The sequence below is a fragment of the Streptomyces sp. NPDC056222 genome, from assembly GCF_042264065.1.
GTDB lineage: Bacteria > Actinomycetota > Actinomycetes > Streptomycetales > Streptomycetaceae > Streptomyces.
Map to the genome: position 1 here is coordinate 1 of NZ_JBHJTL010000067.1, position 25,506 is coordinate 25,506.

The following is a 25,506-nucleotide window of genomic DNA, read 5'->3' on the forward strand; positions in this document are numbered from 1 at the left end:
GAGGGGCGACCGGCCGCCCGCGCCACCGACCCAGGCAGTTGTACGCCGACCGCGGCTACGACTACGACAAGTACCGCCGACTGCTGTGGAAGCGCGGCATCAAACCCGTGATCGCCCGCCGGGGTGTGCCACACGGCTCCGGTCTGGGCCCGGTGCGGTGGGTGGTGGAGCGCACGAACGCCTGGATCCACGGATTCCGACGGCTTCGGATCCGATGGGACATCCGGGATGACATCCATGAGGCGTTCCTCAAGCTGGCCTGCTGCGTGATCACCTACAGACGCGTCCGAGCATTGTGTTAGCTCCTCTTAGTAGCGAAGGGCGAGTTTCTCGTAGCGGGTGGCCACCGTCGGCTGCGGCCCCCACGGGCGCGGAGCTTCTTGCGGTTGCGGGCGTCGTCGGCCCTGTCCGAAATGGGCAGCGAATCCCGCGTCTGCGCAGGTGGGTGTGGTTCTTCCGAGGGGGGCGTACCTCTTGTCGGCCCGCACTCGGTCGGGGCGGGTGCGCGGCCTGCCCGGTCCCAGGCGATGTACCTGGATCTGCTTCAGTGCGGGCTCGAACTGTGGGGAGTCCGTGTCCGCCACCGGATGCGGTTGATCAGCTGCCGCTGGGTCCACTTCGGCGGCCATCCGGCTTCTTGTTCGTCGCCAACAACGGCTACAGCCGGACAAAACACGTTGCACGAAGGGGGCATCATCCTGCGCCAACTGCCTGACGGGACACGCCGGCGGCTGGGACGATCCGTGACGTGATCACTTGGATGCACCGCACCCCACTCCGAGTGGTCGTGGTGTGCGTTGTCACAGCCGGCCTGTTCCTCTTCGGCGCCGTCGTACATGTCACCGACCTTCTTCGCCACGGCCTTCAAGCGTACGAATGGGCTCCGAAGTGGCTCAACATCTACTGGTCCTCGCTGGCGCTCCTCGACCTGCTCGCAGCTGCGCTTCTGATCAGCGGTATGCGACGAGGGACAGACCTCGCCTGCGTCATCATGGCGACCGACCTCGCTGCCAACTGGTACGCCATTCACGGCATCCAACACAGCAGCCTCGCCGCTCAGCCCGGCCTCCAACGACTGGTCGTCTTCACTGCATTCGTCCTGGGAACGGCGCCTTTCGTCCGACGGCACCTCACCAGTTGAGCTTCCGACCTGGGGAAACAGCAGCCGGTAGAGCGTCAGGCGATCTCTGGGCGTGCTGGTCCGGGCCTCGACACCGATGGGAGCAGGGCCCCACCGGACGCACCCTAGAAGACGCCCCCGCGTTGCCCTGCCCTGCGTCCACGCTCATCGGGCGGCGTAGCCGGGGTGTCGCCGTACGTGTACGCGGTGCGGATGTGTCCGTCGCGGGCGTGGACGACGACCTGCGCGGGGGTGTGCTCCTTGGCCCGGTCGCGTGCGGCGTCGATCGCGTCCTTCTGTGTACGGTGCGGCTCGTGCAGCATGCGACGGCCTTCCCTGCCCTCGACCTGCCACTTCACGCCCGCGGCCGCCGCCCGCTCGCCGGATTGTGTGACGTGGTAGACGGTCTGCTTCGCTGTCATGATTCTTCTCCTCGCCGTTCAGGCGGACTCCCGGCGCCGGAAGGCAGGTGGATCTGCAGGAACACAACGCCGTTACTCTCCGTAGCTGGTTCGGGGCTGCACGGCAATGCCACGAGCCCGAACGAAGGCGCCCCGGACCATAGACTTCGAGCGGGCATCACGTCCTCCAGGAACTCCCTGGGTCTGACCTCAGGCTATGCAGGCCCCGCCGTGATCGCACGCCCCGAGGGTCATTCCCGCTCCCCGGCGCACCTTGTGCCGCCGCATGAGGCCCCATACGCGTCACCCTGGAGACCGCCTTCACCAAGGCGCAGCTTCGCGGCCTGGAAAAGGCCGGAGCGGCGCCGATCTCAGCTTCACCCCCGACCGCACCCTCATGGGCCTGACCGGGACGAATTGCCAGCTGGTCGCCGATGCCCAGGCGGTCCGCACAGGGCAGTTTTGACGGGAGCTGGTGACAGGCATTCCCAACCTTGCCGTTGCCGGTCCCTTTCACCCGGACCGGAACGCCTGCTCGGCATCCACCTCAACGATCACTACGCGGACTCCACGGGCGGGATCGCCTTGGACCGTCGTACGGCGCTGGTACACCGCACTGGACGCGCCAGTGGCGGCGGCCGGACCGATTCCGCCGCCGTCGAGCGGTTGGCGGCCCGGGCCGAACGGTAGATCGGCCTCTTGGAAGGCATGTGCCCGGCAGCTGTGGACCGGACTTTCGCACCCGCCTCCTGTACGGACCTGCAGGAGGGGGACGCAGCCGCCGTCCTGTAGTCAGCAGCCGAGGGGCTCGGCTGATGGGCCTCGAAAGCGGGGCCATTGCCGGCAGATCGGTGCACCCGACGCCCGGCTCCTGCAGTGCACAAGCCGCTCTTCGGACGCGTCAGCCTGCCCGAGGAGTTCTTCGCCCCGTTGACGCCTGCGACTGTCTACGACCTCCGGCGTCTGCCACTGGCTCATCGAGCTGACGCTCTCCACCTTCGGACGCAGCCGGGTCATGGCGGAGCTGCTCAACTATGCACGGACTGGCACGCATTGGCGCGGACGCCGAGCAAGCGGGAGTGGGGCAAGCTTTAGGATTCGGGCATGACGGAGAACCCCGAATTCGGCGCGATGTTGACGTGGTTACTGAACCACAGAGAGCTCGGCGTAGAGGCGCTGGCCGACCGCGCCGGGTTGCCTGCGGACGAAATCCGAGCGGTGCTGGCGGGGGACACCCCGAGCGAGGGGCTGCTCCGGCGGCTCGCGCCTGCGGTGGGTTTCCACGCCCTCGATCTCTTCATCCTCGCGGGGCTGGCGGTCCCGGACGATATGGCGCCGGTGGACGCCACTGCCGAGCGGTCGGTGCGGGACTTCGTGATGGACGCGGTGCACCTCCCAGTGGCGGGACGGCAGGAACTCCTTCAGCTCATCCGCTCACTGCCGCAAGAGGAACGATCTTCCCGCTTCGCCCCGAAGTGGTCTGAGTATCTCGCCGACGGTCCGGGCGGGTGGATGGTCTCCATGCTCCATTACCGCAACCTGAGCTGGTCGGGCATGGCGCACATCCTGGGTGTCGTGACACCCACGTACCTGTCGACGGTGACCTATCGCGTGATCGGCGAAGGTTACAAGGACCTGACACCTCGATTGGTGACGGACTTCGCGGCCCTACTGGGCATCGACGCCCGCGAACTCGCCGCGCTGACGGGCGTCACTCTGCCTGAGGTGCCACGGCCTCCGACTCCGGAGGCCGTGGACGCCGCGGCGCTCGTGTGGGAGGCGCGCCGCCTGTCCGCCGCCCAGGCCCACCACGTCTCCCAACTGGCGAGCTCGATGCGAGGGAACTCCCGCAACGAATACTGCATCAACCTGCCCGGGTCCTGACCCCTGCGGGCGCGCCGCTCCGGCTGACCGGGGCAATCGAGCGCGACGAAGCCGGCCGTGCGGCATACCTGAGTGAGCTGCTGGAGTTCTTTCGAGAGGGAAGGCGTCGACAGTGCCTTCGTGTTCCGCTTCACGCTCTTCAACCTGCGGCACCGCCCTTACGGCGATCCCCGCGAATGACCTTGTCCTCGCGAGACTCGGCTTCGTCAATTTCCTCGAAATGCCACGGCGACACTTACCCCGACCTGCCCTGGGAGCCCAAGGCCGCTTTTGTCGCCATCGCCGACCATTAGCGCGGCGGCTGAACACCTCACCCCATCGGGGCTCACGCCTCGTTGACGCGATACTCGTCCGCAGCCGGGTCGCGATGCGGCCATGAGCGGGCACCTGGGCATCGTATGGCGGAGGTCGCGCAGGGTCAGGCGGCCTGGCCGCAAGCGTCGGTGCCGGGGCAGCCGCCGCGCAGGGCGAAGTCGACGCTCGGGAGAGGATCGTACGTCTCAGAGCTGTGGGACCGGCAGCAGGACGAGTGGAAGCGTGCCGGCTTCCACCGTGGCCCGGTCGATCGCGAGGCCGCAGTAGTCGCCTATTCCGGCGAACACGCGGGCTGGAAGATCGTGGTGGTGCTCTTCGAAGTACCGCGACGCCTCCTCCTGGCTGTGCACGCCGTCGTAGGCGGTGGGGAAGACGGCCCCGGCAGCATGCAGGGCGGCGTCGAGGTTCGAGTTCCGGCCGGTGCTCTCGGCGAACTCGGCCTGCCAGGTACGGGCGTCGTCGCCCGGGGCGTGCAGGATCCGCGAGGGGCCCGGTCCGAGATTCAGGGTGAGACAGATGATCTCCTCGCCGACGAGGGGCTCCATCTCCGGTACCTCGCGGTAGCCGAGGGACCAAGTGGCAGCCCATGTGTCCTCCAGGACGTACAGCCAGGCGCCGCACGTGCCGTACATGGCGCGGCTGACGTCTCCCATGTCTGGAGGTATGGCGAGCTCGTGGCGTTCCTTGTACAGGTCCCCGCATTCGAGCTGCTCAGGATCCGCGCCCAGCCGGACGAGGAACTCCTCCGTGTCCACGCCACGGGCCGCGGTCAGGGAAATGCCGCGGAGCATTCCTGGCATGCGGCCGTTCGCCTCCTGGTAGGCATGCTCGCCGATCCACCGCAGACCTGAACCGCGTTGATCGCTCATGTGATCAATCTACAAGCGGTAGCCCACATCAGGGTGCGCGCGTCCGCGCGGCGTTCGACTCCGTCCTGTGAGCCTTGTACGCAGGCTGTTTCCAGCGGTTTTCACACCGAAAGATCTCCTGGCCCGTCGTGCGCTCTCTCGTGGTTGTGACGCTTCAGAGTCGCGAGGGGAAGTCAGGGTGGCCGGCGTAGGGTGAGGCGAGGTCAAGCAGGTCGTCGCATGGCCAGGAGTCGCCGTCGAACTGGCAGTCGTTGCGGTCGTCCCACGGTAGTTCCGGGTCGCCCACTGCCGGACTGCGGGCGTGACGGGCCAGGATGCGTCGCTTGGCCTCGATCTCACGCAGGACGCGGGCCGGATCGTGCAGGGCCACATGCTGGGCAATCGTGGGGTGGAAGCCTGCGAGATCGGCCTGACGGAAGTCGACCGTGTGTCCGTGAGCGGACCACTCCCCGCATCCGTCGCCGTCGCAGCGCCGGGCCAAGTCGGCCTCCTCGTCCAGCCGCGTCTTGAGGAAGCTCACGAGATCTTCGTTCATAGGGGCATCCTCGATGATGCGCCGGGCGGCAACGCTTGATTTTCGTAGTGCGGGCACGCTGCACTCAAGTGCACATGCATGGCTCAGGCAGAAACAGGCGTACGGGACAGGGCTGTGCGCAGCGCGAAGACACTGAGCAAGCCGCCTGCCGCGAACCGCTGAGCGGTCATCACGCGGGGCCGGGCAGCCAGAAACCCCGACACCCGTGCTGCGCCCAGCATGATCAGAGCGTTCACGGAGATCCCCACGATGATCTGCACACCACCGAGCTGCAGCAGTTGCGCCCAGGCCGGACCCGCCTGCGGATCCATGAACTGGGGCAGAAGAGCGGCGTACATGAGAGCGATCTTGGGGTTGAGCAGGTTCGTCAGGAGCCCCATCGAGAACAGGCGGGCGTCGGAGACGGGAGGCAGGTCCTGGGCAGGAGCGAAGGGTGAGCGGCCACCGGGCTTGAGCATGTCCCAGGCCAGGTAGGCCAGGTAGGCGGCCCCGGCGAGCTTGACCACCGTGAACGCCAACGGCACGGCGGCGAACAACGCGGACAGGCCGGCGGCCGCGGCCAGCAGATAGCACAGGAATCCCACGGCGGTGCCACTCAGACTGACCAGGCCCGCCCTGCGGCCTTGGGTAATCGCTCGGGAGGCGAGGTGGATCATGTTCGGTCCAGGAGTCAGGGCCATGCCCAATTCGACCAGGGCCACTCCCCCCACTGCGGCCAGACTGATCACTGTCAACTCCCGATCGTTTGCCGGGTACCTGGTACCCGGCGTAGGCGGCGCCCGGCGGCTACGGCCGGTTGCGACGCATCGGCAGTGCCTTCGTCGCCTGCCTCAGGATACGGCCCTGCCGTTCGGCGTCTCCGTGCGCCCTGACTCCAGCCGCCCACGGCATCAACGACTGCCCGTGAACGCGTCGGCGATTTCCGAATGATCGGCCGGACAGGTCCCAGTTGCTCACTCAAGGCGGCCGGACAGTCGCCGGATGCGGATCAGGTTGCAGGCCAGTTCAAGCAGGCCCTGGTGGAGGTCGGCGCGTCGTTCATAGCGGGTGCGGAGCCGTTGAACTGGGTGCAGCCAGGCGAAGGCGCGCTCGACCACCCGGCGCACCTTGCCCAGTCCGGAGCCGTGGGCGACGCCGCGTCGGGCGACCTGGGATCCCGCCTCGACGCAGGCGGTGGCCCCCGCTGCTCTGCCGGGACGGGGTCATCGTTCGGATGCCACGCTTGCGCAGGCGGTCGCGAAAGGCGCGCGAGGAGTACGCCTTGTCGGTCAGGACCCCATCCGACCTGGTGCGAGGTCTGCCGCGTCGGCGTGGGACGCGCAGGCGGGCCATCATGTCCGCGAAAGCGGGTGCGTCACCAGCCTGTCCGGCGGTGAACACAAGGGCCAACGACCAACAGCCGCCGTCGGTTGTGGACACCCCGCCAGTTGCCGTACTGCTCAGGCAGGTGCACCCACGGCGACCCGGCTTGGAACTTCCAGGCAATTGCTTCGATCACCTCACCGTGGTCCCGCCACCACCTGCCGCCGTCGGAGTCCGGTCCGGGAGTAGCGACTCGATCCGCGCCGGGACGACTCGAGCAGTCGGAGGTAGCCCCCCAACTTCTCGGGCTTCAGCAGGGGGCACGAGCGGTACGCGCGGGTCCTCCGTGTAGGCGCCAATTACGGGCTCCACGAACTCCGCGAGCTCCACGACAAGGCAACCAAGCCACAGCCAGAAGGTCACGCCCAGATGGGGGACCACCTCAGGCGCGCCTCGCCAGGCACAACACCTTGAGGCGCTACCTCGTAGCCATGACCGACTTTCACGACGAACCAGAGCGCCGGGCCGCACTCCGCCAATCAGTCGAAGCCCGATTCGGCCAGGCCGGCGATTGGACCCTCAAACTCCAAGCCGCGTACGCCCAGCTCGAAACCATGCACAAGCTCATGGGCGACGACTACGCACCCTTCGTCGCCCTCGCCCAAGAAGCTGTCCACCGTCAACGCGACCGACAGACCCTGCGGCTGCTCTTTCGACGAGACCACCTCTCGATGCTGTTGCGACCCCGCTTCGGCGAGCAGTCACTCACAGCAGACGTCGGCTGGGCACTCAACATCGCACTCGAGTCCCTCCTCACGGAGGACGAGTACGAGCAGATCATCGACGCCGCAGTCGAAGCCACACAACCCACGCCCGTGAGCACCCACTGACACGACAAGGCCCGCCACCCGATGGGGTGGCGGGCGTGGAGTTCCCCGTGCCCGTCGCCTTGGCCCAGACTGCGCCCCGTCTCCCGTCCGGCCCGGCACTCTGCTGCCGACACCAGGGCCGCGGCGCCGCGCAGGCCCCCGAGCCGTGGCGTGGAGCGTGAGGCGGCGGGGCTGCCGGCCGCGTCGTTCGCGCGCCGGGGCACGGTCGCCACAGCGGCGACGGGCACTCTCCACACGGCGATGTAGCGGTGCTCAGCACCGCTACATCGCCGAGGTACCTGCGCATGGCCCGCGGGTGGACCAGTCGTGGCGGCTGTGCCCGTCAGCCGAGGCGGGTGAGTTTGTCGGTGAAGGCAGGCTCCGTCAGATCCGTCTGCACTGTCACCGGGACCGATGGGGCACCCGGCCCGCTGCCCACGGTCAGCGTGGCGACCTCGGTGCCCGCCGCGGCCGAGCGGGGGAGCGCATTGCCGTTGCCGCTCAGGACGGCGTCCAGCTTCTGGCCGGGTACGCCGACGACCTGCAGGTCTTTCGCAGCGACCACAGGTGTGCGCCGGCCCAGACCGTCCTCCACGTGCCCGACGACCTGCCCCTTCGAGATGACGGTCACGGACGTGAGACCCGCGCGGACGGCCGCGACGACCTTCTCACTGTTGGACTTCACCAGGGCCAGGCTCCTGATGGCATCCGGGTCGGCCCCCTCGACCCGCTGGCCCATCATCGAGCCGAGGATCAGCGGCGTTCGCGAGCCGACCGTCTTGTACGCGGCCCACACCAGCGTTCCGCCCGCCGGCGTGCTGGATCCGGTCTTGATGCCCCTGATGCTCAGCCCGGCGATCAGCAGGCTGCCGTTGTTGTTGTGCAAGGGTTCGGGCAGCCCCTTGATCGTGGCGGTCGGCATGGCGACGATCGCCCGGAAGACGTCGAACTTCATGACCGCCTCTGCCAGCTTCAGCTGGTCGACGGCCGTGCTCACGGTCTTGCGGTCCAGCCCGCTGGGGTCGGTGTAGGTGGTGTCGTGCATCCCGAGGTCCTTGGCCGCCGCGTTCATCTTCGCCACGAAGGCCTCGGTGGAGTCGCTCCCGCCGTCCCACCGGGCCAGCAGCCGAGCGACGTTGTTGCCTGACGGGATCATCAGCATCTTCAGCATGTCCTGCTGGCTGAAGGTGGCCCCCACCCTCAGGCCCTGGATCCTGGACTCGTGCTTGGCCGTCCCGTCCGCGACGGCCTTGGCGTCCACCGTGATCTGCGGCCCCTCCTCGCCCCGCTGCAGCGGATGCCCCTTGAGGATGACGTACGCCGTCATGATCTTCGCGACGCTGGCCGTCGGCACCGGATTCTGCGCACCGAACACGGCGACCTCGCCGGTCCCGGGAATTCGGACCGCTCCCTGCCCGTGGTCGGGCCACGGGATCTCGAACCGGCCCGGCAGCGCGTACGAGGCCTCGGCTCCGCCGAGTGTGGGTTCCGGCAGCGGCCGTAGCGCCTGCACGACCATGAAGACCACGGCCGGCAGCAGGACCAACGGAGTCCAGAGTCTGATCCGCCGGATGAGGGTCCGCTTCGGAGCCGTGGGCGGCGGGGGAGTATCGGTGAGCTGCGCCAGCAGATCGAGCGCGGTCAGCGGGGCCTCCTGCCTCGGTTCCGGACCGCGACGGAGGGCGTCTTGTGAGAAGGCGAGGTCGGGTACGGGTGCAGTAGGGGGCGTGAGTGGTTGTGTCGATTCGTGCTGCGGCTGCGGCTGCGGCTTGGGCTCGGGGGCGGCTTCGTACTGGTCCGCGGTGTCGCCCGGGCCCGCGTCGGCCACGCGGTCGACCGCGAGGCCGGGCTGCGACGCGTGCTCCGGTGCCTGTTCCGGCTCGGCCTCCGGCGCCGTGCCGGGACCGGTATCCACCTCCGCTTCAGGCGTCGGTTCCTCCAGGACGGCGGAACGCGCCCGTCCGCCCTCGACGGCGCCCGTACTCTCCACCGGCGCAACGTCCTCGCCGCCCGGCGTCTGCCCGCTCTCCGACCCGCTGGGGGACGTCCCGTTCACCGGTACTGCATTCATCGTTCGGCCTCTTACCCGCGTCTGACCATGTCGAGCACCTAGAGAATCGAGGTGGTCGGAAAGTTGCTCATCCGGTCATCCTGTTGCCAATCGGTCACATTCGCACGGCAGCCGCCCCCGAATGAGGGGAGCCCGATCTCAGACTCACCGGCTCAGACCCACCGGCACAGGCCCTCGGGTCCCAGCCTGCAAAGAGCGGTCCAGGGCTGGCAGTGCCCGCCCGCCGCAGGTCGCCGTCGTACGGATCTCAGGCACGGCCCCGCAGGGCACGGCGATGCGGATTTCAGGGCTATCGGCAGGAGCCGCGTGTGAGGTTCAAGCCTCCGGCTCACGCTGGTGCTCCGTACGAAGACCGTGAGCTCGGCGTTGTGGCCCAGCGAGTCCCATGGCGAGGTCTGGCTGGAGGCCGGTGGCAGGGGGAACGGTTCGCGAAGCAGGTAGGTCGGGTAGGTCGGGACACTGGCCCCGAAGGGACCCTGCGTGAAGCCGACGCTCTGGCGATACACGGAGCGTGAGCGGCCCAGGCCGGTGAGTAATGAGGCTGCCTGGACAGTCGCCGTAGCTGTGATGCCCCGCACAGGACCTACGTCACGTCCTAAGGGAGGTAGTACGCGGGGGTCCCGTGATCCCGCGCCCGGGTGGCTCGCGGCAGATCATTTCGGACATTTGCTATGCGGTGGGGTAGTACGTCACATCCTTGCGCTGGGCTCGGAGCGCCCCTAACCATGGCTGTCGTTCCGGGGATCCCGGTGCGGGCCGGACAGCAGAGCATCGCTCGACCGCCCCGCCGCCTCGCGGAGAGCTGCTCCGCTTCCGCCGCACCGCATTCGGTCGGCATCCCCACGTCGTCTTCAGATGGAGAGTTACTCGCGTATGACCGCCACCACGCAGAACACCACCAGCCGCATCGCCCGATTCCGCAAGCTGTCCGTCGCAGGCATAGTCACCGCAGGTGCCGCAGCGGCGGCGCTCACGCTGGCCCCGTCGCCCGCTCAGGCAGCCCCGGTATCGGCGAATGTCTCGGCGTCCCAGGTGTCGGCGGTGGCTGCTCCGGCGGCGAAGAAGGCGAAGAAGCAGTACGCCGACAACCTCGACGGCTGGATCAAGGAAGCCCTGGACATCATGAAGGCCGAGGACATCCCCGGCAGCTACGAGGGCCTGCACCGCAACATCATGCGTGAGTCCTCCGGCAACCCGAACGCCCAGAACAACTGGGACGTGAACGCGCAGAACGGCACGCCGTCGAAGGGCCTGCTCCAGGTCATCCAGCCGACGTTCGACGCCTACCACGTCCCCGGAACCCCGCATGACCTGACCGACCCGGTCGCCAACATCACTGCGGCCGCCAACTACGCGGCCGACAAGTACGGCTCCATCGACAACGTCGACTCCGCCTACTGATCCACCCTTCCCGGCCCGCCGAGCGCCTCGAGGCCCCTCGGCGCCACACAGCCGGTGACGTCGCCAGCGCCGTCACTGGCTGTCGCATTTGCTTGCCGGCCCTCGCCCTGTAGCGCTTCGTCCAGGGCGGCCCCGCCTCGCACCGTGGACACCTGTGTCGGTCGCGCCGGACGCTGCCCAGCGCTCGACGAACAACCGCACCCAGCGGGGGACCTCGGCCCGGGACGGGCCGAGCGGGGTGCGACGGCCACCAGCAACACCCGGGTCCGCCCGCGGAAGGGACCACCCTCCAGGAAGAGCTGCCCCAGCGCGTGGGCGCCTCCGGCGCCCCGACCCGGGGCCCTCGATCAGCCGGTGACCGGTGCGAGTCGCCCAGGTCCGGTGGGCCTGCCGCGGTACTGCCTTCGTCAAAGGATCCGGATTGGGGACAGGGGCGGAGCCTCTTGGGCACGGGTCAGGTCCGCACCGCGTGTGACTGAGTGCCCCACTTGGCGGGGTGACTGCTTGAGTTGGGCGACTGATCGAGTTGTCGACCCTGAGCGCTCAACCGAGCCTCAAGACTGGCGCCGCCGCCGCGGCACGGTGCTCGGTAGGAGATATGCCGCGAAGGCGTTTGAAGGCGACGCTAAGCGCGAAGGTGTTGGCATAGCCCACCTTCCGTGCGATCGAGCCGACCGTGGCGTCGGTCCCGCGTAGCAGTTCGGCGGCCAAGTCGATGCGCCAAGAGGTGAGGTAGGTCATCGGTGGCTCGCCGACCTGTGCGGTGAACCGGCGGGCGAACGCGGCGCGAGACAGTCCCGATTCGGCCGCCAGGTTGGCCACCGTCCATGGGTGGGCCGGATCGGAGTGGAGCAGTCGCACAGCATGGCCCACCGCCGGGTCATCCATCGCCCGGTACCACGCGGGCGCATGCGCCTCGGACTGATCGAACCAGGTCCGCAATGTGGAAAGGAGCATCAGGTCGAGCAGCCGGTCACGCATCACCTGCTGGCCGGGGCCGTCCCTGATGATCTCCTCGACCATCAGTTCCAGCAGTGGCGGGTGAACGTCGGTGCTGCGGACCACCAGGACTTCGGGTAGCGCGTGCAGCAGCCGCTCGCTGATCTCACCCTGGCCGGTGTAGGCGCCGCTGAGAAGGAGGGCTGAGCCCTCCCGGCCGTCGTCGGCCTCACCGGCGTCGGGGCCGCGAAGACAGTAGTCGGCGCTCTCGACCACGATCTGTGGTGGGGTGGCCGGGTCGTCCGTGACCGTATAGGGCGCGCCCGGCCGCGGATGACCGTGATGTCCCCGGCCCCGACCGACACCGGTTCGACATCGGCAGGCACGATCCATGCCTGGCCGCGCAGCATCGTGGCCAGCGTCAGCGGTGATCCGCTGGCGAAACACAGGGACCATGGCTGGTCCATGACGGTCCGACGGAACAGGGCGCCGCGGGCCCTCACTCCGTCGAGCAGTTCGGAGAGCACATCCACGGCGCTAGCGAGACGCACAGACATCGAAGTGAGTTTCCGAGCCATGGATCATCTCGCGGGAGATGACTTCAATGACCTCATGACCAAGCAACCAATTCTGGTGACCGGCGCCACGGGAAAGACCGGGAGCCGGGTCCTGACCCTGCTGCGAACGCAGGGGGCTCCTGTCCGGGTGGCATCGCGCGCCGGCGAACCGCGATTCGACTGGCTGGACCGTGCCACCTGGGATTCCGCGCTGGACGGCGTGAAGGCCGTGTACCTCGTGCCGGTCGACGGGGAACTCCTCACACGCCCCTTCGTCGAGCGTGCCGTCGAGCTCGGCATCGAACGCATCGTGCTGTTGTCGGGGCGCGGCGTGGAAGTGCCGGGATACTCCGGCGAAGCCAGCATCGCCGGTGCCACACACATTGACGGGGAGAGCGCGGTGCGCGACAGCGGCGTCGCGTGGACGATCCTGCGACCTGCCTGGTTCGCACAGAACTTCAGCGAGGGCATCTTCCTGGACGCGATCCTCGCCGGTGAGTTGAGGCTGCCGGCTGGGGACGGTGCGGTCTCCTTCGTCGATGCCGGCGACATCGCCAGGGTCGCGGTCGCGGCGCTCACCGAGGAAGGACACGACGGGCAGACCTACGAACTCTCCGGGACCCAGGCCCTGACCATTGCGCAAGCCGTCGCTGAGATCTCCGGGGCCACTGGCCGGGACATCCGGTACGTCCCGCTGTCCCCCGAAGATTTCGTCGCGGAACTCACCGGGCGGGGATGGGCGGCCGCCGAGGCGGAGGACTATGCGGAGGCGGTGAGCCCGATCCGACGCGGAATGGACAGCCACTTGTCCGACGGAGTAGCGCGCGCTCTCGGCCGACAACCGCGTGACTTCACCGACTACGTGAAAGCGTCTGTCGGTGCGTGGCGCGAGTGAGCACAGAGCCGCACCACCGGCAGAAGTGATCCGCTGACCTTCCGCGCCCGGTTCCGCCCATGTGGCTCGATGCGAGAATCTGAGAGAACGACGGCGACGGCATCGACGCTTTCGAGCCGAACGACGAGTGCCACAGTCGGCGGAAGTCGCCAACTGCGGCCCTGACTCTCCTCATCCGCGACACCAGCGGCTGCCGCTTCGAGCCGATGAGCGAAGCCGATTCGGTCGGCTACCTCACCGTCCCGCGGTCCAGCGGCGGCATCAGACGCCTGATCACGATGGGATACGAGGTCACTGCTACGCACTCGGCTGCGCACGAACTGCGTAGGCTGTACTCGCTGCCGAAGCCGAGAGCACAGGCGGCTCTGTTGGGCCGACTTCGGAACGGGACCCGAATACGGGCCCGTCTACGGCGGCACCCTGCTGTCTCCCACACCCCAGGACACTTTCTCCACGGGGGAGTTCACCAAGGCACCGGTGCTGCAGGGCATCACCCGCCGCGAGGAGCGGGGCAGGGGCGACGGCTTCGAGCGCCAGTCCGCGATCTCAAGGCACTGGCCGCTGGGCACGCTGATCAGGGCCATCGAGTCGCCGGATCCGCCGGATTGGATGCCCAACCGCTGATGAGTCCCTCCGGTGCAGCCCACGGCCGGACTGGAGCACCGTTGTCCGTACTCCAGTCCCGCAACCACTAGGCACCTACCACTGATTTCGTTGTAGATGGCCTAGCCCACCTCGCTGACGTGAGAGGAGGTCCATTACATGTCGTCCCCGCCAATTGGCAGTCCCACTGCCGGGCCGGCGTGCCGTTGTCGTTGCGCCAGTCCGCAACCTCAAGACACTTGCCGCTATGGGCGTTCGCCGAGAGCTCCCAGGGCATCGCAGCAGCGGGCGGCGCCGGAAGGCGGGGCGACACAAGCACACTCGCCGTAACCACCCCAACAGCACGGCCCCCAAGCTTGGCAATACTTAGTGCCACGAGGAAGCCCCCCTTCATACAGCCGGCAACAACCGGTCCACGACACACGTCATCAGGCTGGAAACACGCCACCGCGGCTGCGCTCACGTTGAGGCGGTGTTCCCAGCAACGGTGAATCTAGGCCCGAGCGACGCGCGGTGGTGTGCGTGACGTGCAGGGTTTCTGTGCTCTGCGTGCCGTGGGGAGCTCAGGGACAACGAACGGTGTTCGGTAGGGGTCATCCCGTAGGCTTCGCGGAATGCCCGACTGAACGCCGTGGCGCTGGAGAAACCCCAGCGAGTCGCGATCACTTGAACGGGCTGACCGCTCAGTTCCCCGCACGCGAGGTCGGCGTGCGCGCGCTCCAGGCGGCTCTGGCGGATACATGCCGAGATGGTCAGGGGTTGGTCGCCGAAGAGCGTGTAGAGCCGGCGTAGGGACATGTTGTGCCGATCGGCGACGACCTGGGGAGTCAGGCCAGGGTCGCCAAGGTTGTTCTCGATGAAACGGTGGATCCGCTGCAATGTCTCCTGCGCACGGGCCTCCGCGGGTGCCTCCCCAGGGTCACCGATGTGCCGCGCGAGAAACGCGATGGCCAGGTCGAGGGCGACTGACCCGAGCCCGCGCAGCTCCTCGGGGCGACAGCGCGGGCCGCGCGTGAGCAGCGACTTCAGGAAGTCGGCGAAGACCGCTCCGGACCCCACGTCTGCGGCCATGCCCCGTGCGAGAAGGCGGTCCACCCGGTCTGAGCTCAGCGCCAGGGCCGTACGGGGAATTTGCAGGACCACCGACTCGACCTGTCCGCCGATGCATGCTCCCTCACTCGGCCGCGACGTGTCCGTGAGCACGAGTCCCCCCGCGACCACCGAATCGTTGCCCCTCTGGGAGATTCTGACAGCACCTTGTGTGACGAGCGCCAGCTGCAGATGCTCGGGATCGCCACGCCGGACATGAGCCAAGGTGCGGCGGGAGAGTACTGGTGAGCAAGCCAAGGCGGACAGCCGCACCACGCCGAGGTCCAGGTCCGTGATGCCTGCCCGGAAGTCGGCCGTATGCCGGGTGCTGAGCATGACGGGCATGACATCGGTGGACACTGTCTCGCAGAACCAGTCGAACCTGTCCGCGCGCGCTCTGACAGCCTCCGACGCAACCAGCAATCCCATGCAATCCCCTACGCCTCGACATGGCAGCGAACCAGCCCCTTACCGGTTGTCGCACAGCCGTGCTTCCCAGCACCGCCACGTGATCAATTATCAGACACGCGATTCCGGACAGGACACGTGCTCGTGCCGCTGCGGTGAGCCGATCACCCGCAGTCACCCACGTCGGCGTCTGGTTCTGACCAGCTTCCAGTGGGAGCCCTCTGTCGGACTTCTTCCCTTGCCGTCGTGGGGTGGCCGCCTGGAACCGAGAAGTTGAGTGCCTGCGACGCCGGGCCGACAGCGACCCCCGCCGACGGCCGGCCGCTGAACAGGCCCGGGGGTACGGGCAGATGACCCGAGCGCGTGCTGGGCGCACCTTCTGTAACACGCTTTGGTCGGCGTCCTGCTGACGCGGCCTTACTGCGGCACCCCACGAGTGCTGCACCGCCATCGCCGCTGGCTTCTCCGTGCCTCGGTGGCCGGGCCGCACAACGTTGCCGTCGGGCGAGATCGTCCGCCGACTGCCACTGTGAACCCCCTGGAAGGTGTCCGGCATGCAATGCGGCACGATGGCCGGATGAACGCACAACGGGGAAGCACAGCAGAGGAATCCATCGGAGAGCTCGCCCGGCGACTCGTCGCGGTAGACACCGACGGCTGGACGCCGGAGGGGGTGAGGGCTGTGGCGGCCGAGCTCGGCTGGGCTTGGGGCGGCACGTCGGACGCTCCTGTGTTGATCACCGGTCGGTCCTCGGGCGATGCTCGCCTGCGCCCAGTCGGCGAATACGAGAAGCGCTATGCCAACGGCGAGTCGTACGTGGAGATCGCGGTCCCGGTGTCGGCTCCCGCGCCGGACGCCGCAGCACAGGCAGTTGCCTTCCGCGCCGCGAAAGAGGAAGTGACCTCGGCTCTGGGTAAGCCGTCCATCATGGGCTCGCACGGCGACATGGGCCCTTTCTACGACAGCGAACCGCACTGGGGCGCACCCTTTCTACGCTGGCGTGGCATGCCGGACACTCTTGAACTGCGCGCTGGGAAGGCGGGGCCCGAGCTGGTCCTGCAGCCCACTGACCCGGCGGAGAACTGGTTCTGGCGTCAAGGTGTCGGCGAGGAGCACTCGATCAGCGGCTTCTTCGGCAGCAACCGTGACCAGGCCAACGTCGGGCTCGGCTTCCCGGGCGGTTGGACTGCCCGTAGCTGGGAGACGGTCACTCGGTCGCTGGGCGACTTCCTGGGCGCGCTGCCCGCCGAGACCACAGCCCTGGGCATCCGGATCGGGATGCCGTTCTACGGGCGCAACGGCCACAGCGCGCCCCTCCTTTTCGATGTGGCGTGCGGCGACCGGCTCTCGATCGGCTGCTTCGCCCCGGACGACGTCGATCTGGCCGCTCTCGGCTGGGGCACCGTCGCCGAGCACCCGCACACGGCGTCGGTCTTCGGCGACGGCGATCCCGTATGGCGCGTGGACGCGGGTGGCCCCGGCGAGCCGAAGGGCCGGGTACTCGCGGAGATGCTCGTGGCGACGGCCAGGGCGGCCGGGGCGAACGACCCCACCGATCTGATCGTCGGCGGCGAGGCTGGCTACGTCGAGGGCTACCACGTCACCTACTACGGGCTGGGCCTGCCGACCGGCTGAACCTTCGCCCGGAGGCGGGCACCGTTAGGTCGCCCGTCTCTCTCAGGCGCGCGCCTGGATCGCGGTCGGGCTGTGCCTGCCCAGCCCGACCGCCCAGGTGGCCGGCGACGGCCCTGGTGTGTGACAGCTCCGACCGTGGGATCAGTCGGCGGAACCGAACAGAATCGCCGCTGCCCGGAGACTGCGCGTGAAGACCGGCTGTCCTGCCCTGCACCGAGACCAGCCCTCCGTACCCCGGCCGCCCACCCGGCTCGAAGAGTCGTCGAACCAGCACCCGCATCGACCTCAGCCCGGTCCACGTCACGCACATGGCGAATGGTCAGGAGTGGTACGGCCCGGGGGCGGCGTCGGGGGCGCCGAGCACGAACGCGGCCGGCCAGCTCTCGCGCAGGATCCGGGCCAGCAGCGGGTGCTCGGAGTCGAGAACCTCGCTGAATCGGATGGAGCCGTCCGCCTCGACCCGCTGCCCGCCGAGTAGGACATGCGCCTTGAGCAGCTCCTCACCCCACGGCTCGATGGCGTTGCAGAACAGGCCCTCGAAACGGTGACCCTCCAGGGTGCCGTCGTGCACCCGGCGGGTGTAGTCCTCGATCACCTCGGCGGGCAGGCACACCCAGGCCAGGTGGACCACAGTGCGGCCGTCGTCGAGGCGGATCGGCAGCCGGACCTTGAGGAAGTTGCCGACACCTCGGGCGACCATCACCGCGCCGGTATCGGTGGCGACCCGCTCCGCCCGCTCGGCCGGGGAGAGTTCGGCGATCAGGTGGGGGAGAGTGTGGGCGAAGCCGGGGTGCTCCGGGTCCAAGGTGCCGCCGCAGTCGCACCCGCACCCGCCGGCCGCGTGTTCGTGCCGCTCCTGGCCGGAGTCGACGGGCAGCACCAGAGTGAAGGACCGGGCGACGGTGAAGACCGTCGGCTCGGGCAGGCCGAGCGCGGCCAGCGCGGCGGATGCGGCCTCGTGCCGCTCACCGTTGACCCGCACCTCGGCCTCCACTGCGCCTGGGGCACCGCCGTAGAAGACCCGGACACCGTTGAACCAGGGCGACTCCAGGTCGGCAGTGAAGGTGTGCGCGATCTCGTGGAGCACGTCCGTCTCCAGTAGTGCGTTCTGGAGACGGAGGTTCTCCCGGTCGGAGATTCCGTACGCCAGCACGCCCGAGGTGATGGATCGCCACCCCGGTACGCCGCGCCCCTCGTCGGGGCCCCAGTGCTGGGCGAGCTGCTCGTGCCCGTCGAGCAGTTCGAGCATGCAGGCACCGGCGGAACGGGCCCAGAGGCCGGCCGCATCGCGTGGTGTGGTGACCACCACGACGCAGTCCACGAAGCAGGGCACGTCGGGCTGGATGCTCACGTTCGGGAAGGCGATCAGGTCGTAGTGCCGGTCGTCTTCGTGCCCCGCCGGCCCGACACCGACGGCCCAACCCTGCGGGCTGAGCAGTGAGTTGCCCTTGAGTTCGGCCCTCGCCGTGCAGCCGGGGGCGACCTCCTCCAGGGCGTCGCGGACCAGGGAGAGGAACTCGAGATCGGGCAATCGGCTTTTGGGTGGCTCGGTGGCGCGTGGGCGGCGGCGTATCCAGGACATGCGGGGATCATACGGAGGCGGTGTTGGTGCGCCACTTGCATCTCCGTGTGCCTGGGCAGCCGTGATGTCGGCGGCGGTAGCGGCAGAGGGCCGGTCGCGCCGAGCCGTCGGTGAGCGGAGTCTCGCTCAGGCGCTGCTCAACTGCGCGGTGAGCGGGCGTCCTCGGCGATTTGGCAGGGGCGGCAGGATTTGAACCTGCGGCGTACGGGTTTGGAGTCCGCTGCTCTGGCCAGCTGAGCTACGCCCCTTCGGTGAGGTGAGCTTGGCATCGTGGAGGTCCTCGTCGCCACCGGATATTCCCGCAAGCCGGGTCACTGCGTCGCAGATCCAGGACCGCGTTGGGTGCCCGTGGTCGACGCCATAGTCCCGAGCCGGCCTCGCAAGTTGGTGCAGCGTCAGAGCCAGGCTTGAGTGATACGCAGGAGCGCATGACTGCTCCTCCCGCTCGGCCTGCCCGACGCCTCGGCACCTCGGGAGGCTGCAGAGCGCCGAGTGGTACTCGCCGGTGGACGGAACGTTCCGGGTGGGACCGGCCGCTACGATCACCTGACGACAGACGGCGAAGAGGACAGGGACCGGACTTGAGTTTCTTCAGTGGAGTCGAGGACCTCGAACTCTTCCTTTCGCGCAGCCGAGTGTTGACGGTTGTGTCTGTCCCGGCCTGTGTGGGCGCGATGGTCTTCTTCCTCAGGGAGGAGGGCTGGCGCTTCAGCCTGCTTCTGGGCTGCGTGCTTCCGTTGGTCGCCGCGTACCTGGGGATTCGTGGCAAGCGGGAGATTCGCAGCGGGCTGGCCGCAGCGGGTCTCGTGCTCGCCTTCATCACACTTCCACTGGCCTTGCTTCTGGCACGGCTCGAAGGGGTGTAGGTGGGCGTACGGCTGGCCCCGGCTGGCTGAGGTCGGCCCTGCGCGGGGTCCTCGCCACCTACAAGCACTGCCCGAAGGCGACAAGCTCGTCGCGCGCATCGTGCGCCACCTCGCCCGCATTGCGAAACGCAGCCCTGAGCACACGCTGTTCCCGTAGTCCCACGTGCATTGGCCGCTGCTGGGGCCGGAATGACGGGGTCTCGGGGCACGAGACGGCGGTCCTGGCCGGGCCTGCTTACCGTCTGCTGTCCGCCTGACGGGCCGGCCTCACTTCAGGTGTCGGCCGAAGAACCGGTTGCCGTCCTCGACCTCGAACCACGGGGTACCGGTGTGTCCGCCCAGATTGGCGTGCAGGGTCTTCTCCGTGGTGCCGAAAGCGTCGAACAGGTCCAAGGCGCGCTGCCGGGGGTTCCCTTCGTCGTCCCACTGCAGCAGGAACAGCAGCGGAATGGTGACCTGTCGAGCCTCCTCGCGCTGGGCGCGGGGCACGTAGCCCCCAGCGAAGAATCCGGCGGCCGCGATGCGCGGCTCGACCGCCGCGAGGCGGATGCCGACGGCGGTCCACCCCGAGTACCCGACCGGGCCACTGATCTCGGGCAGCGAAAGGAGGGCGTCCAGGGTAGTCCGCCATTCCGGGACCGCCTTTTCGACCAGCGGGCCGATGAAGGACTCGAAGATCTCGTCGACCGGTTCGCCGGCCTGCATCGCCCGGCGGAGCTCGGCACGAGCCCGCTCGTCGGCGGCGGAACGGGGCCGGTCGCCGCACCCGGAGGCGTCGATGGTGGCCACCGCGTAGCCGTACGCCGCAGAGTGCCGCGCCCGGGCCACCAGCCGGGCTGCCCCCTTGGGCAGGCCGTTGTTGTGGGCCATCAGGATCAGCGGGACCGGTGCGGCGGATTCAGGCGTCCACAGGGTGCCGGGGATCTCGTCGAGGGTGAATTCGCGTTCGAGGACACCGTCGTCGAGGCGCTGCTCGGAAGTGAAGTGCATGGTCGTGCCTTTCGGGAGTGCTCGTGAACGGCGCTCCCGGACGACTTGCCCTATCGTCCGACCGTGACCCCGGAGGGGAGCACCCATGTCGATACTGCGTTCACGGGTACCACCTCCTCGTTCTCTCGCACGGCCTCCGGAAACGTAGCAAGTGCCGCCGTGGTCCGCCAAGCAGATTCTTTACGGAGACTCCGTGGCCGGCCGCCACGGAGGCAGTACGTAGAGCCACTTGGGGTCCTTGGAGGTCACTGAGTCGTGCCCGCCCAGGGGCCGGCACCCGCACGTCATCGACGGCCCGGCCCGGGGCGACGTCCGGGGCACCTTCGAGGCCCCTAAAACCGGATGCCGGACGGTGTGTGGTGCGACCAGACTGGCCGCACCACACACCGTCCCACCCTCGAAGGACAACCCCGCCCGTGCAGGCTGCAGTCACCGTCACCCCCGCCCAGATCCCCGAACTGCTGCTCGGCCTCGCCACCGTGCGGCCCGTGTTCCTCTGGGGGGCGCCCGGCATCGGGAAGTCCTCGCTCGTGCGGAAGTTCGCAGACTCACTGGGCCTGGAGTGCGTCAGCCTCCTCGGCACGCAGCTCGCCCCCGAGGACCTGATCGGCGTACCGCAGATCCGCGACGGCCGCTCCGTCTTCTGCCCGCCCGAGGCCATCGCCCGCGACGAGCCGTACTGCCTCTTCCTCGACGAGCTCAACGCCGCGAGCCCGGACGTCCAGAAGGCCTTCTACTCGCTGATCCTCGACCGCCGGATCGGCTCCTACGAACTGCCCGCGGGCTCCATCGTCATCGGAGCCGGCAACCGCGCCACGGACAACGCGCTGGCCCGGCCCATCGCCTCCGCCCTTGTCAACCGCCTCACCCACGTCCACCTCCAGGCGTCCGCACAGGACTGGCTGGTGTGGGCCGGCGAGCACGGCATCCACTCCTGGGTCACCGACTACCTCACCGACCGACCCGACCACCTCTGGTCGCAGCCGCCCAAGACCGAGGAGCCGTTCTCCACCCCGCGCTCCTGGCACATGCTCTCCGACGCCCTGCACTCCTTCGGCGCGGAGCTGGACGAGCAGACCCTCAAGGTGGTCGCCCACGGCACGCTCACCCCCGCGCACGCCGTCTCCTTCTGCGGCTACGCCAAGATCGTCCGTCACACCTTCGGCATCGAGGCCATCCTCAAGGGCGACGCCTCCTGGCCCGCCCGGCTCCAGGACCGCGACCTGCTCTACTACCTCGCGGAGGCCTTCCGCGGCCGCCTGCTCAAGGATCTCCCGGCGCAGAAGGAACACGTCTCGCCCGCGCTGCGGCAGCACACGTACCGCTTCAAGTCGCTCCTCGTCCAACTCGCCGAGATCTCCGTCGAGGTGGCCCAGACCGTCATCGCCGACGACGCCGACGGCCAGCCCGTGCTGCCCGGATGGTTCCTGATCGAGGCCGCCCGCGACATGCCCCGGCTGGTCGAGGCCCGCCGGTGAGCCGGAGCGGAAAGGCCCGGGCGAAGGCCGCCGCCAAGCCCGACCCGGCCACCCAGGCCTTCGCCGAAGGCCTGGCCCTGGTCAAGCAGAACCCGGCCCTCGGCGCCCTCGACGGCAAGATCTGCCGCGATGCCGGATGCCCGCAGTCCCCGGCCGAGGGGCTGGCCACCGTCACCTCCAACGGCGTCGTCCACGTCCACCCCACCCGGCGGGCCGAACCCCGCGAGTGGGCCTGGACGATCGCCCACGCCCTGCTCCACCTCGGCTTCGGCCACGTCCCGGCAGCCAAGGACGAGAACCGGTCCCAGCCGGACCCCTTCGACCTCGCCGCCCGCTGCACGGTCGTCAACCGATTCCTGCTGACCTTCCCGGTCGGCCGCGCCCCCGAGCACCTGCCCGCCGAGTACCCCGGCGGCGACGAGGACGAGCTCGCCGCCCGCTGGCGCCGCGACGGCATCCCGGCCACCTACGAGCACTGCGGCACCGCCGGGCGCGCCCCCGACCAGATCCTGACCACGTGGCGGACCTGGAACACAACCGTCCCCGACTGGCAGACCGCCTTCGCCGCCGCCCTGACCCGCAGCGTCTCCGCCGCCATGGACGTGGCCGGCGGCCGCCGTGACCGGACCACCGGCGAACGCGTGGCACAGCGCCCCTGGGACCAGGCCTTGAACTGGTTCGTGTCCTCGTACCCGCTGCTCGGCGGGCTCGCCGCCGGCCTGACCGTCGTCGCCGACGCCGAGCTGGCCCGCGCCCAGGACATCTCCATCGCCGCCGTCAGCGCCACCGCCGGGGAGATCTACATCAACCCGCTGCGGACCTTCGAGGACGACGAGTGGCGGTTCATCCTGGCCCACGAGATGCTGCACGCCGCCCTGCGCCACGGCGAGCGCCGCGGCGGCCGCGACCCGTACCTGCACAACGTCGCCGCCGACTACGTGGTCAACGACTGGCTGGTGGAGATGCGGATCGGCACCATGCCCGAGGGGTTGCTGCACGACCCGGCGCTGCGGGGGCTCTCCGTCGAGGAGGTGTATGACCGGATCGCCACCGACCTGCGCCGGATGCGGCGCCTCGCCACCCTGCGCGGCAAGGGAGCCGGGGACATCCTGGGCGAGCCCCTCGCGCACGGTGCGGGGCGTTCGTATGCGGACCTCGACGAGTTCTACCGGCGCGGCCTCGTCCAGGGCTTCGATCTGCACGTCCGCGGCGGGCGCGGCCTGCTGCCCGCCGGGCTCGTCCAGGAGATTCGGGCCCTCGCCCACCCGCCGGTGCCCTGGGACGCCCGGCTCGCCTGCTGGTTCGACGAGTACGTGCCGAGGCCGGAGGCCGTACGGTCCTACGCCCGCCCGGCCCGCCGCCAGGCCTCCACCCCGGACATCCCGCGCGCGGGCCGCTACTTCCCGCCCGAGGAGACCGCCCGCTGCACCTTCGGCGTGGTCCTCGACACCTCCGGGTCGATGAACGCCGCCCTGCTCGGCAAGGCGCTGGGCGCGATCGCCTCGTACGCCGAGGCCCGCGACGTACCGGCGGCGCGGGTCGTGTTCTGCGACGCGGCGCCGTACGACGCGGGCTATGTCCCGCCGACGGAGATCGCGGGCCGGGTACGGGTACACGGCCGGGGCGGCACCGTGCTCCAGCCGGGCATCGACCTGCTTCAGCGGGCCGAGGACTTCCCGCCCGCGGCGCCGCTGCTGGTGATCACCGACGGCTGGTGCGACGCCCTGCGCATCCGCCGCGAACACGCCTTCCTGATCCCCCAGGGCGCGTCCCTGCCCTTCACGCCCAGGGGGCCGGTCTTCCGGCTGGCGTGACCGGCGAGACGCCCTGGTGCTGCGACCGGGAAGGTCCGCCGGGTTGCGCCACTTTGCGGACTGATGGTTGGCCATGCACGACGCGGACCGTGTCTTGCCCAATCGCTCCCCTCTCAGGGGGTGGCAAGCGGATGGAGATCTCGGTGGGGCAGCCCCCAGAAGGAGGCGAGCAGGCCGGCGTCGGCGAAGTAGGTGGCGGCCAGATCGCGGCGGGTGTGGCTCCGGTGCACGCGTCCGGTGTTTCAGTTGCCGACGAAGCGCCACACGGTGGCCAGATCCATGACGTAGCCGCGCTCTCGGCCCGCCTTGCGCATCAAGGCGTCGACGCGACCGGCGGAGCGGAACAGGCGCTGATTGCCGTACATGCTCAGGTGCCACCTGTCGTGCTCAGTCACTAAGCTGCACGCGTACTGTTCGGGGATACCTCTCAACCAGTACGTCTACTTCGCTCTGAGGAGCCGATGCATCACCCCGCAGGAGATAACTGAGGCGCTGGGTATCGAGCCTGATGAGACGCGAGTGCACAACCCGCGCCGCTTGCCCGTAGACCCGGCGAGACCGTTCTTCCAAAGCTGGAAAGTCGTGTGCAGGGAACCGGGCCTTCGGGTGGACGAACAGATCACCCACGGTTTGGACCGCCTCCGGCCACGAACCGATCGTATAGCCGAGCTCATGAAGCGCTTCAACAAAGGAGAGGACGAAGAAGAGCAGGGTCTCCAAGCCGTGCTGGAGGTCGTGCGCTACTTCAACGACGACGAGCAGCAAGCCGAGGCCAGGCAGTCGGAGGAGAGGGAGGAGCCCAACCTCTTTGGCTGGTGTCTGGACCGTGAAGCAATCGCCTTTCTTGCCGCCACCGATGCGTTTCTTGACGTCGATGAGTACGACATGACCCCTTCCACGCCCGAGGACTGAATTCCGATGAGGAACTGGGTCCCGTGGCCAGGCGTCATGACATGTGCGAGTGCGCCCGCCTGCTCCTGTTGTGCTCGGTGCGTTGAGAAGCACCAACGAGACCGGCCCGGTCGGAGCAGTGTGGGTCACGACGTTCGGTACGGCCGATGACGCGCGGTGCGCGGTGGAGCGCGTCCGTGGGTCCACGAGCGGGTGCGAGGGACGACGCCGGACGGCCGGGCGTACCACGCGGCCGATCCGCATCGAGTCGACCTTCTCCACGGTCAACTCTGCACCAAGGTCACACGAGGCGCAGGGAGTCCGGCTGCGGCCCTGACGATGGTGTTCAAGCTCGTCAAAATCCGCCCAGGCCCGGTGCGCGATCACCGGCGCCCACCTGGTGCCGCTGGTCCGTGTCGGCGCGCACTTCGAAAAACGGCGTCCTCGTCGAGCGGTCCGAGGTGGCAGCATGAACACCATGTTCAAGGCACTTGAAGCACTGACCGACCGCGATCCGGACCGTCGGGACGTCGCCGCTGCCGTCCTCGGGGACCTCCTGCGCGGTGCCGCACTCGATGCTGACTCCGCTCGCCTGGTCGTCGGACGTTTGGTCAGCGTGGCCGTCAACGAACCGGTAACCAAGGTGCGCGAGTCCGCTCTGAACTCGATCAGCGAGGCGTTCAACCACTACGACTTGCCTCTGCCCCTCGTCGAACCGCTGGTGGCAGCCATGCCGACGATGGAACGCGAACTCCTCGTCCACACGCTCTACATCCTCGGGGCCACCCACGCCCCGCAGGCCCGGCCGCTGATCGAGTCCTTCCTCCATCACCTCGACTCAGAGGTGCGCGAGGAGGCTCAGCTCGCAGCAGCCGAGATCACCGCCGTCGAGTCGGAGGGCCTCACCCACAACTCTTGACTATTGCTCGCGGATTCACCCATCCGTCCGCTGACCGGAGCCGAGCTATAGGGACTGTCTCTTGGATCTGTC

Annotated in this window: 23 protein-coding genes, 1 tRNA gene and 3 pseudogenes; 14 read left to right on the forward strand and 13 right to left on the reverse strand. The window is 68.7% G+C overall.

All coding sequences use genetic code 11. The features are described from left to right. Together ACFC0D_RS26645 and ACFC0D_RS26650 are read left to right on the forward strand one after the other, a co-directional pair. A partial coding sequence (locus ACFC0D_RS26645; protein ID WP_376440812.1) for a transposase occupies positions 1–302 on the forward strand: 302 nt, incomplete at its 5' end. 446 nt (positions 303–748) lie between these two features. After that, the gene (locus ACFC0D_RS26650) at positions 749–1,141 is read left to right on the forward strand and encodes a hypothetical protein (RefSeq protein ID WP_376440815.1); all 393 of its coding nucleotides are present in this window, start codon (positions 749–751) and stop codon (positions 1,139–1,141) included. A gap of 104 nt (positions 1,142–1,245) precedes the next feature. On the opposite strand, the gene ACFC0D_RS26655 is transcribed toward ACFC0D_RS26650, so the two are convergent. Beyond that, positions 1,246–1,542, reverse strand: coding sequence for a DUF2188 domain-containing protein (locus ACFC0D_RS26655; protein ID WP_376440817.1), 297 nt, complete (start codon positions 1,540–1,542; stop codon positions 1,246–1,248). A gap of 1,083 nt (positions 1,543–2,625) precedes the next feature. Between ACFC0D_RS26655 and ACFC0D_RS26660 the strand changes: the two genes are divergently transcribed. Then, complete coding sequence (locus tag ACFC0D_RS26660; protein ID WP_376440820.1) at positions 2,626–3,405, forward strand: hypothetical protein; 780 nt, start codon at positions 2,626–2,628, stop codon at positions 3,403–3,405. 11 nt (positions 3,406–3,416) lie between these two features. Further along, a pseudogene (locus ACFC0D_RS26665) lies at positions 3,417–3,698 on the forward strand (hypothetical protein); the annotation flags it as partial. 207 nt (positions 3,699–3,905) lie between these two features. Here ACFC0D_RS26665 and ACFC0D_RS26670 read toward each other — a convergent pair. The 4 genes and pseudogenes from ACFC0D_RS26670 to ACFC0D_RS26685 all read right to left on the reverse strand — a co-directional run. Further along, positions 3,906–4,589, reverse strand: a complete 684-nt coding sequence (locus tag ACFC0D_RS26670) for a hypothetical protein (protein ID WP_376440823.1) — start codon at positions 4,587–4,589, stop codon at positions 3,906–3,908. A gap of 154 nt (positions 4,590–4,743) precedes the next feature. Then, positions 4,744–5,124, reverse strand: coding sequence for a DUF6221 family protein (locus tag ACFC0D_RS26675; RefSeq protein WP_376440825.1), 381 nt, complete (start codon positions 5,122–5,124; stop codon positions 4,744–4,746). An 83-nt stretch (positions 5,125–5,207) separates the two neighbouring features. Then, positions 5,208–5,852 carry a LysE family translocator gene (locus tag ACFC0D_RS26680; protein WP_376440828.1) on the reverse strand — a complete coding sequence of 215 codons (645 nt, stop codon included), beginning with the start codon at positions 5,850–5,852 and terminating at the stop codon, positions 5,208–5,210. Positions 5,853–6,077: 225 nt separating this feature from the next. Beyond that, positions 6,078–6,685, reverse strand: a pseudogene (locus ACFC0D_RS26685) (transposase); the annotation flags it as partial. Positions 6,686–6,917: 232 nt separating this feature from the next. On the opposite strand from ACFC0D_RS26685, the gene ACFC0D_RS26690 reads away from it, so the two are divergent. Next, positions 6,918–7,316 carry a hypothetical protein gene (locus tag ACFC0D_RS26690; protein ID WP_376440831.1) on the forward strand — a complete coding sequence of 133 codons (399 nt, stop codon included), beginning with the start codon at positions 6,918–6,920 and terminating at the stop codon, positions 7,314–7,316. Positions 7,317–7,638: 322 nt separating this feature from the next. On the opposite strand, the gene ACFC0D_RS26695 is transcribed toward ACFC0D_RS26690, so the two are convergent. Then, complete coding sequence (locus tag ACFC0D_RS26695; RefSeq protein WP_376440833.1) at positions 7,639–9,285, reverse strand: serine hydrolase; 1,647 nt, start codon at positions 9,283–9,285, stop codon at positions 7,639–7,641. A gap of 954 nt (positions 9,286–10,239) precedes the next feature. Between ACFC0D_RS26695 and ACFC0D_RS26700 the strand changes: the two genes are divergently transcribed. Beyond that, positions 10,240–10,767, forward strand: a complete 528-nt coding sequence (locus ACFC0D_RS26700; RefSeq protein WP_376440836.1) for a transglycosylase SLT domain-containing protein — start codon at positions 10,240–10,242, stop codon at positions 10,765–10,767. A gap of 543 nt (positions 10,768–11,310) precedes the next feature. On the opposite strand, the gene ACFC0D_RS26705 is transcribed toward ACFC0D_RS26700, so the two are convergent. Then, complete coding sequence (locus ACFC0D_RS26705) at positions 11,311–11,982, reverse strand: AraC family transcriptional regulator (RefSeq protein ID WP_376440839.1); 672 nt, start codon at positions 11,980–11,982, stop codon at positions 11,311–11,313. An 80-nt stretch (positions 11,983–12,062) separates the two neighbouring features. Continuing rightward, a pseudogene (locus ACFC0D_RS26710) lies at positions 12,063–12,284 on the reverse strand (cupin domain-containing protein); the annotation flags it as partial. Between ACFC0D_RS26710 and ACFC0D_RS26715 the strand changes: the two are divergent. Both ACFC0D_RS26715 and ACFC0D_RS26720 read left to right on the forward strand, forming a co-directional pair. Continuing rightward, the gene (locus tag ACFC0D_RS26715; RefSeq protein ID WP_376440842.1) at positions 12,283–13,158 is read left to right on the forward strand and encodes an NAD(P)H-binding protein; all 876 of its coding nucleotides are present in this window, start codon (positions 12,283–12,285) and stop codon (positions 13,156–13,158) included. The pseudogene ACFC0D_RS26710 and the gene ACFC0D_RS26715 sit on opposite strands and share 2 nt — an antisense overlap. A gap of 477 nt (positions 13,159–13,635) precedes the next feature. Continuing rightward, positions 13,636–13,782 (forward strand): hypothetical protein, encoded by a 147-nt coding sequence (locus tag ACFC0D_RS26720; RefSeq protein ID WP_376440844.1) that lies wholly within the window; start codon positions 13,636–13,638, stop codon positions 13,780–13,782. Positions 13,783–14,220: 438 nt separating this feature from the next. On the opposite strand, the gene ACFC0D_RS26725 is transcribed toward ACFC0D_RS26720, so the two are convergent. After that, positions 14,221–15,279 carry a helix-turn-helix domain-containing protein gene (locus ACFC0D_RS26725; RefSeq protein ID WP_376440846.1) on the reverse strand — a complete coding sequence of 353 codons (1,059 nt, stop codon included), beginning with the start codon at positions 15,277–15,279 and terminating at the stop codon, positions 14,221–14,223. A gap of 556 nt (positions 15,280–15,835) precedes the next feature. On the opposite strand from ACFC0D_RS26725, the gene ACFC0D_RS26730 reads away from it, so the two are divergent. Next, positions 15,836–16,894, forward strand: coding sequence for a hypothetical protein (locus ACFC0D_RS26730; RefSeq protein ID WP_376440849.1), 1,059 nt, complete (start codon positions 15,836–15,838; stop codon positions 16,892–16,894). Between the two features lie 319 nt (positions 16,895–17,213). Here ACFC0D_RS26730 and ACFC0D_RS26735 read toward each other — a convergent pair whose 3' ends face one another. Both ACFC0D_RS26735 and ACFC0D_RS26740 read right to left on the reverse strand, forming a co-directional pair. Beyond that, positions 17,214–18,476, reverse strand: a complete 1,263-nt coding sequence (locus ACFC0D_RS26735; protein WP_376440851.1) for a DUF6348 family protein — start codon at positions 18,474–18,476, stop codon at positions 17,214–17,216. Between the two features lie 171 nt (positions 18,477–18,647). Continuing rightward, positions 18,648–18,724, reverse strand: a tRNA-Trp gene (locus tag ACFC0D_RS26740). A 333-nt stretch (positions 18,725–19,057) separates the two neighbouring features. Here ACFC0D_RS26740 and ACFC0D_RS26745 point away from each other — a divergent pair. After that, positions 19,058–19,342, forward strand: a complete 285-nt coding sequence (locus ACFC0D_RS26745; protein WP_376440854.1) for a hypothetical protein — start codon at positions 19,058–19,060, stop codon at positions 19,340–19,342. Positions 19,343–19,609: 267 nt separating this feature from the next. Here the strand turns inward: ACFC0D_RS26745 and ACFC0D_RS26750 are convergent, their stop codons facing one another. Beyond that, positions 19,610–20,332, reverse strand: a complete 723-nt coding sequence (locus ACFC0D_RS26750; RefSeq protein WP_376440856.1) for a dienelactone hydrolase family protein — start codon at positions 20,330–20,332, stop codon at positions 19,610–19,612. 416 nt (positions 20,333–20,748) lie between these two features. On the opposite strand from ACFC0D_RS26750, the gene ACFC0D_RS26755 reads away from it, so the two are divergent. Together ACFC0D_RS26755 and ACFC0D_RS26760 are read left to right on the forward strand one after the other, a co-directional pair. Then, positions 20,749–21,810: an ATP-binding protein gene (locus ACFC0D_RS26755; protein WP_376440859.1), complete on the forward strand. Its 1,062-nt coding sequence runs from the start codon at positions 20,749–20,751 to the stop codon at positions 21,808–21,810. Then, the gene (locus ACFC0D_RS26760; RefSeq protein ID WP_376440861.1) at positions 21,753–23,624 is read left to right on the forward strand and encodes a hypothetical protein; all 1,872 of its coding nucleotides are present in this window, start codon (positions 21,753–21,755) and stop codon (positions 23,622–23,624) included. The genes ACFC0D_RS26755 and ACFC0D_RS26760 overlap by 58 nt, the downstream gene beginning before the upstream one ends. A 242-nt stretch (positions 23,625–23,866) precedes the next feature. Here ACFC0D_RS26760 and ACFC0D_RS26765 read toward each other — a convergent pair whose 3' ends face one another. Next, complete coding sequence (locus ACFC0D_RS26765) at positions 23,867–23,989, reverse strand: hypothetical protein (protein ID WP_376440864.1); 123 nt, start codon at positions 23,987–23,989, stop codon at positions 23,867–23,869. On the opposite strand from ACFC0D_RS26765, the gene ACFC0D_RS26770 reads away from it, so the two are divergent. Beyond that, a complete protein-coding gene (locus tag ACFC0D_RS26770) occupies positions 23,988–24,536 on the forward strand; it encodes a DUF4279 domain-containing protein (RefSeq protein WP_376440866.1) in 549 nt (182 codons plus the stop codon). The genes ACFC0D_RS26765 and ACFC0D_RS26770 overlap by 2 nt on opposite strands. Positions 24,537–24,984: 448 nt before the next feature. Beyond that, positions 24,985–25,434, forward strand: coding sequence for a hypothetical protein (locus ACFC0D_RS26775; protein WP_376440868.1), 450 nt, complete (start codon positions 24,985–24,987; stop codon positions 25,432–25,434). Positions 25,435–25,506: the final 72 nt, after the last annotated feature.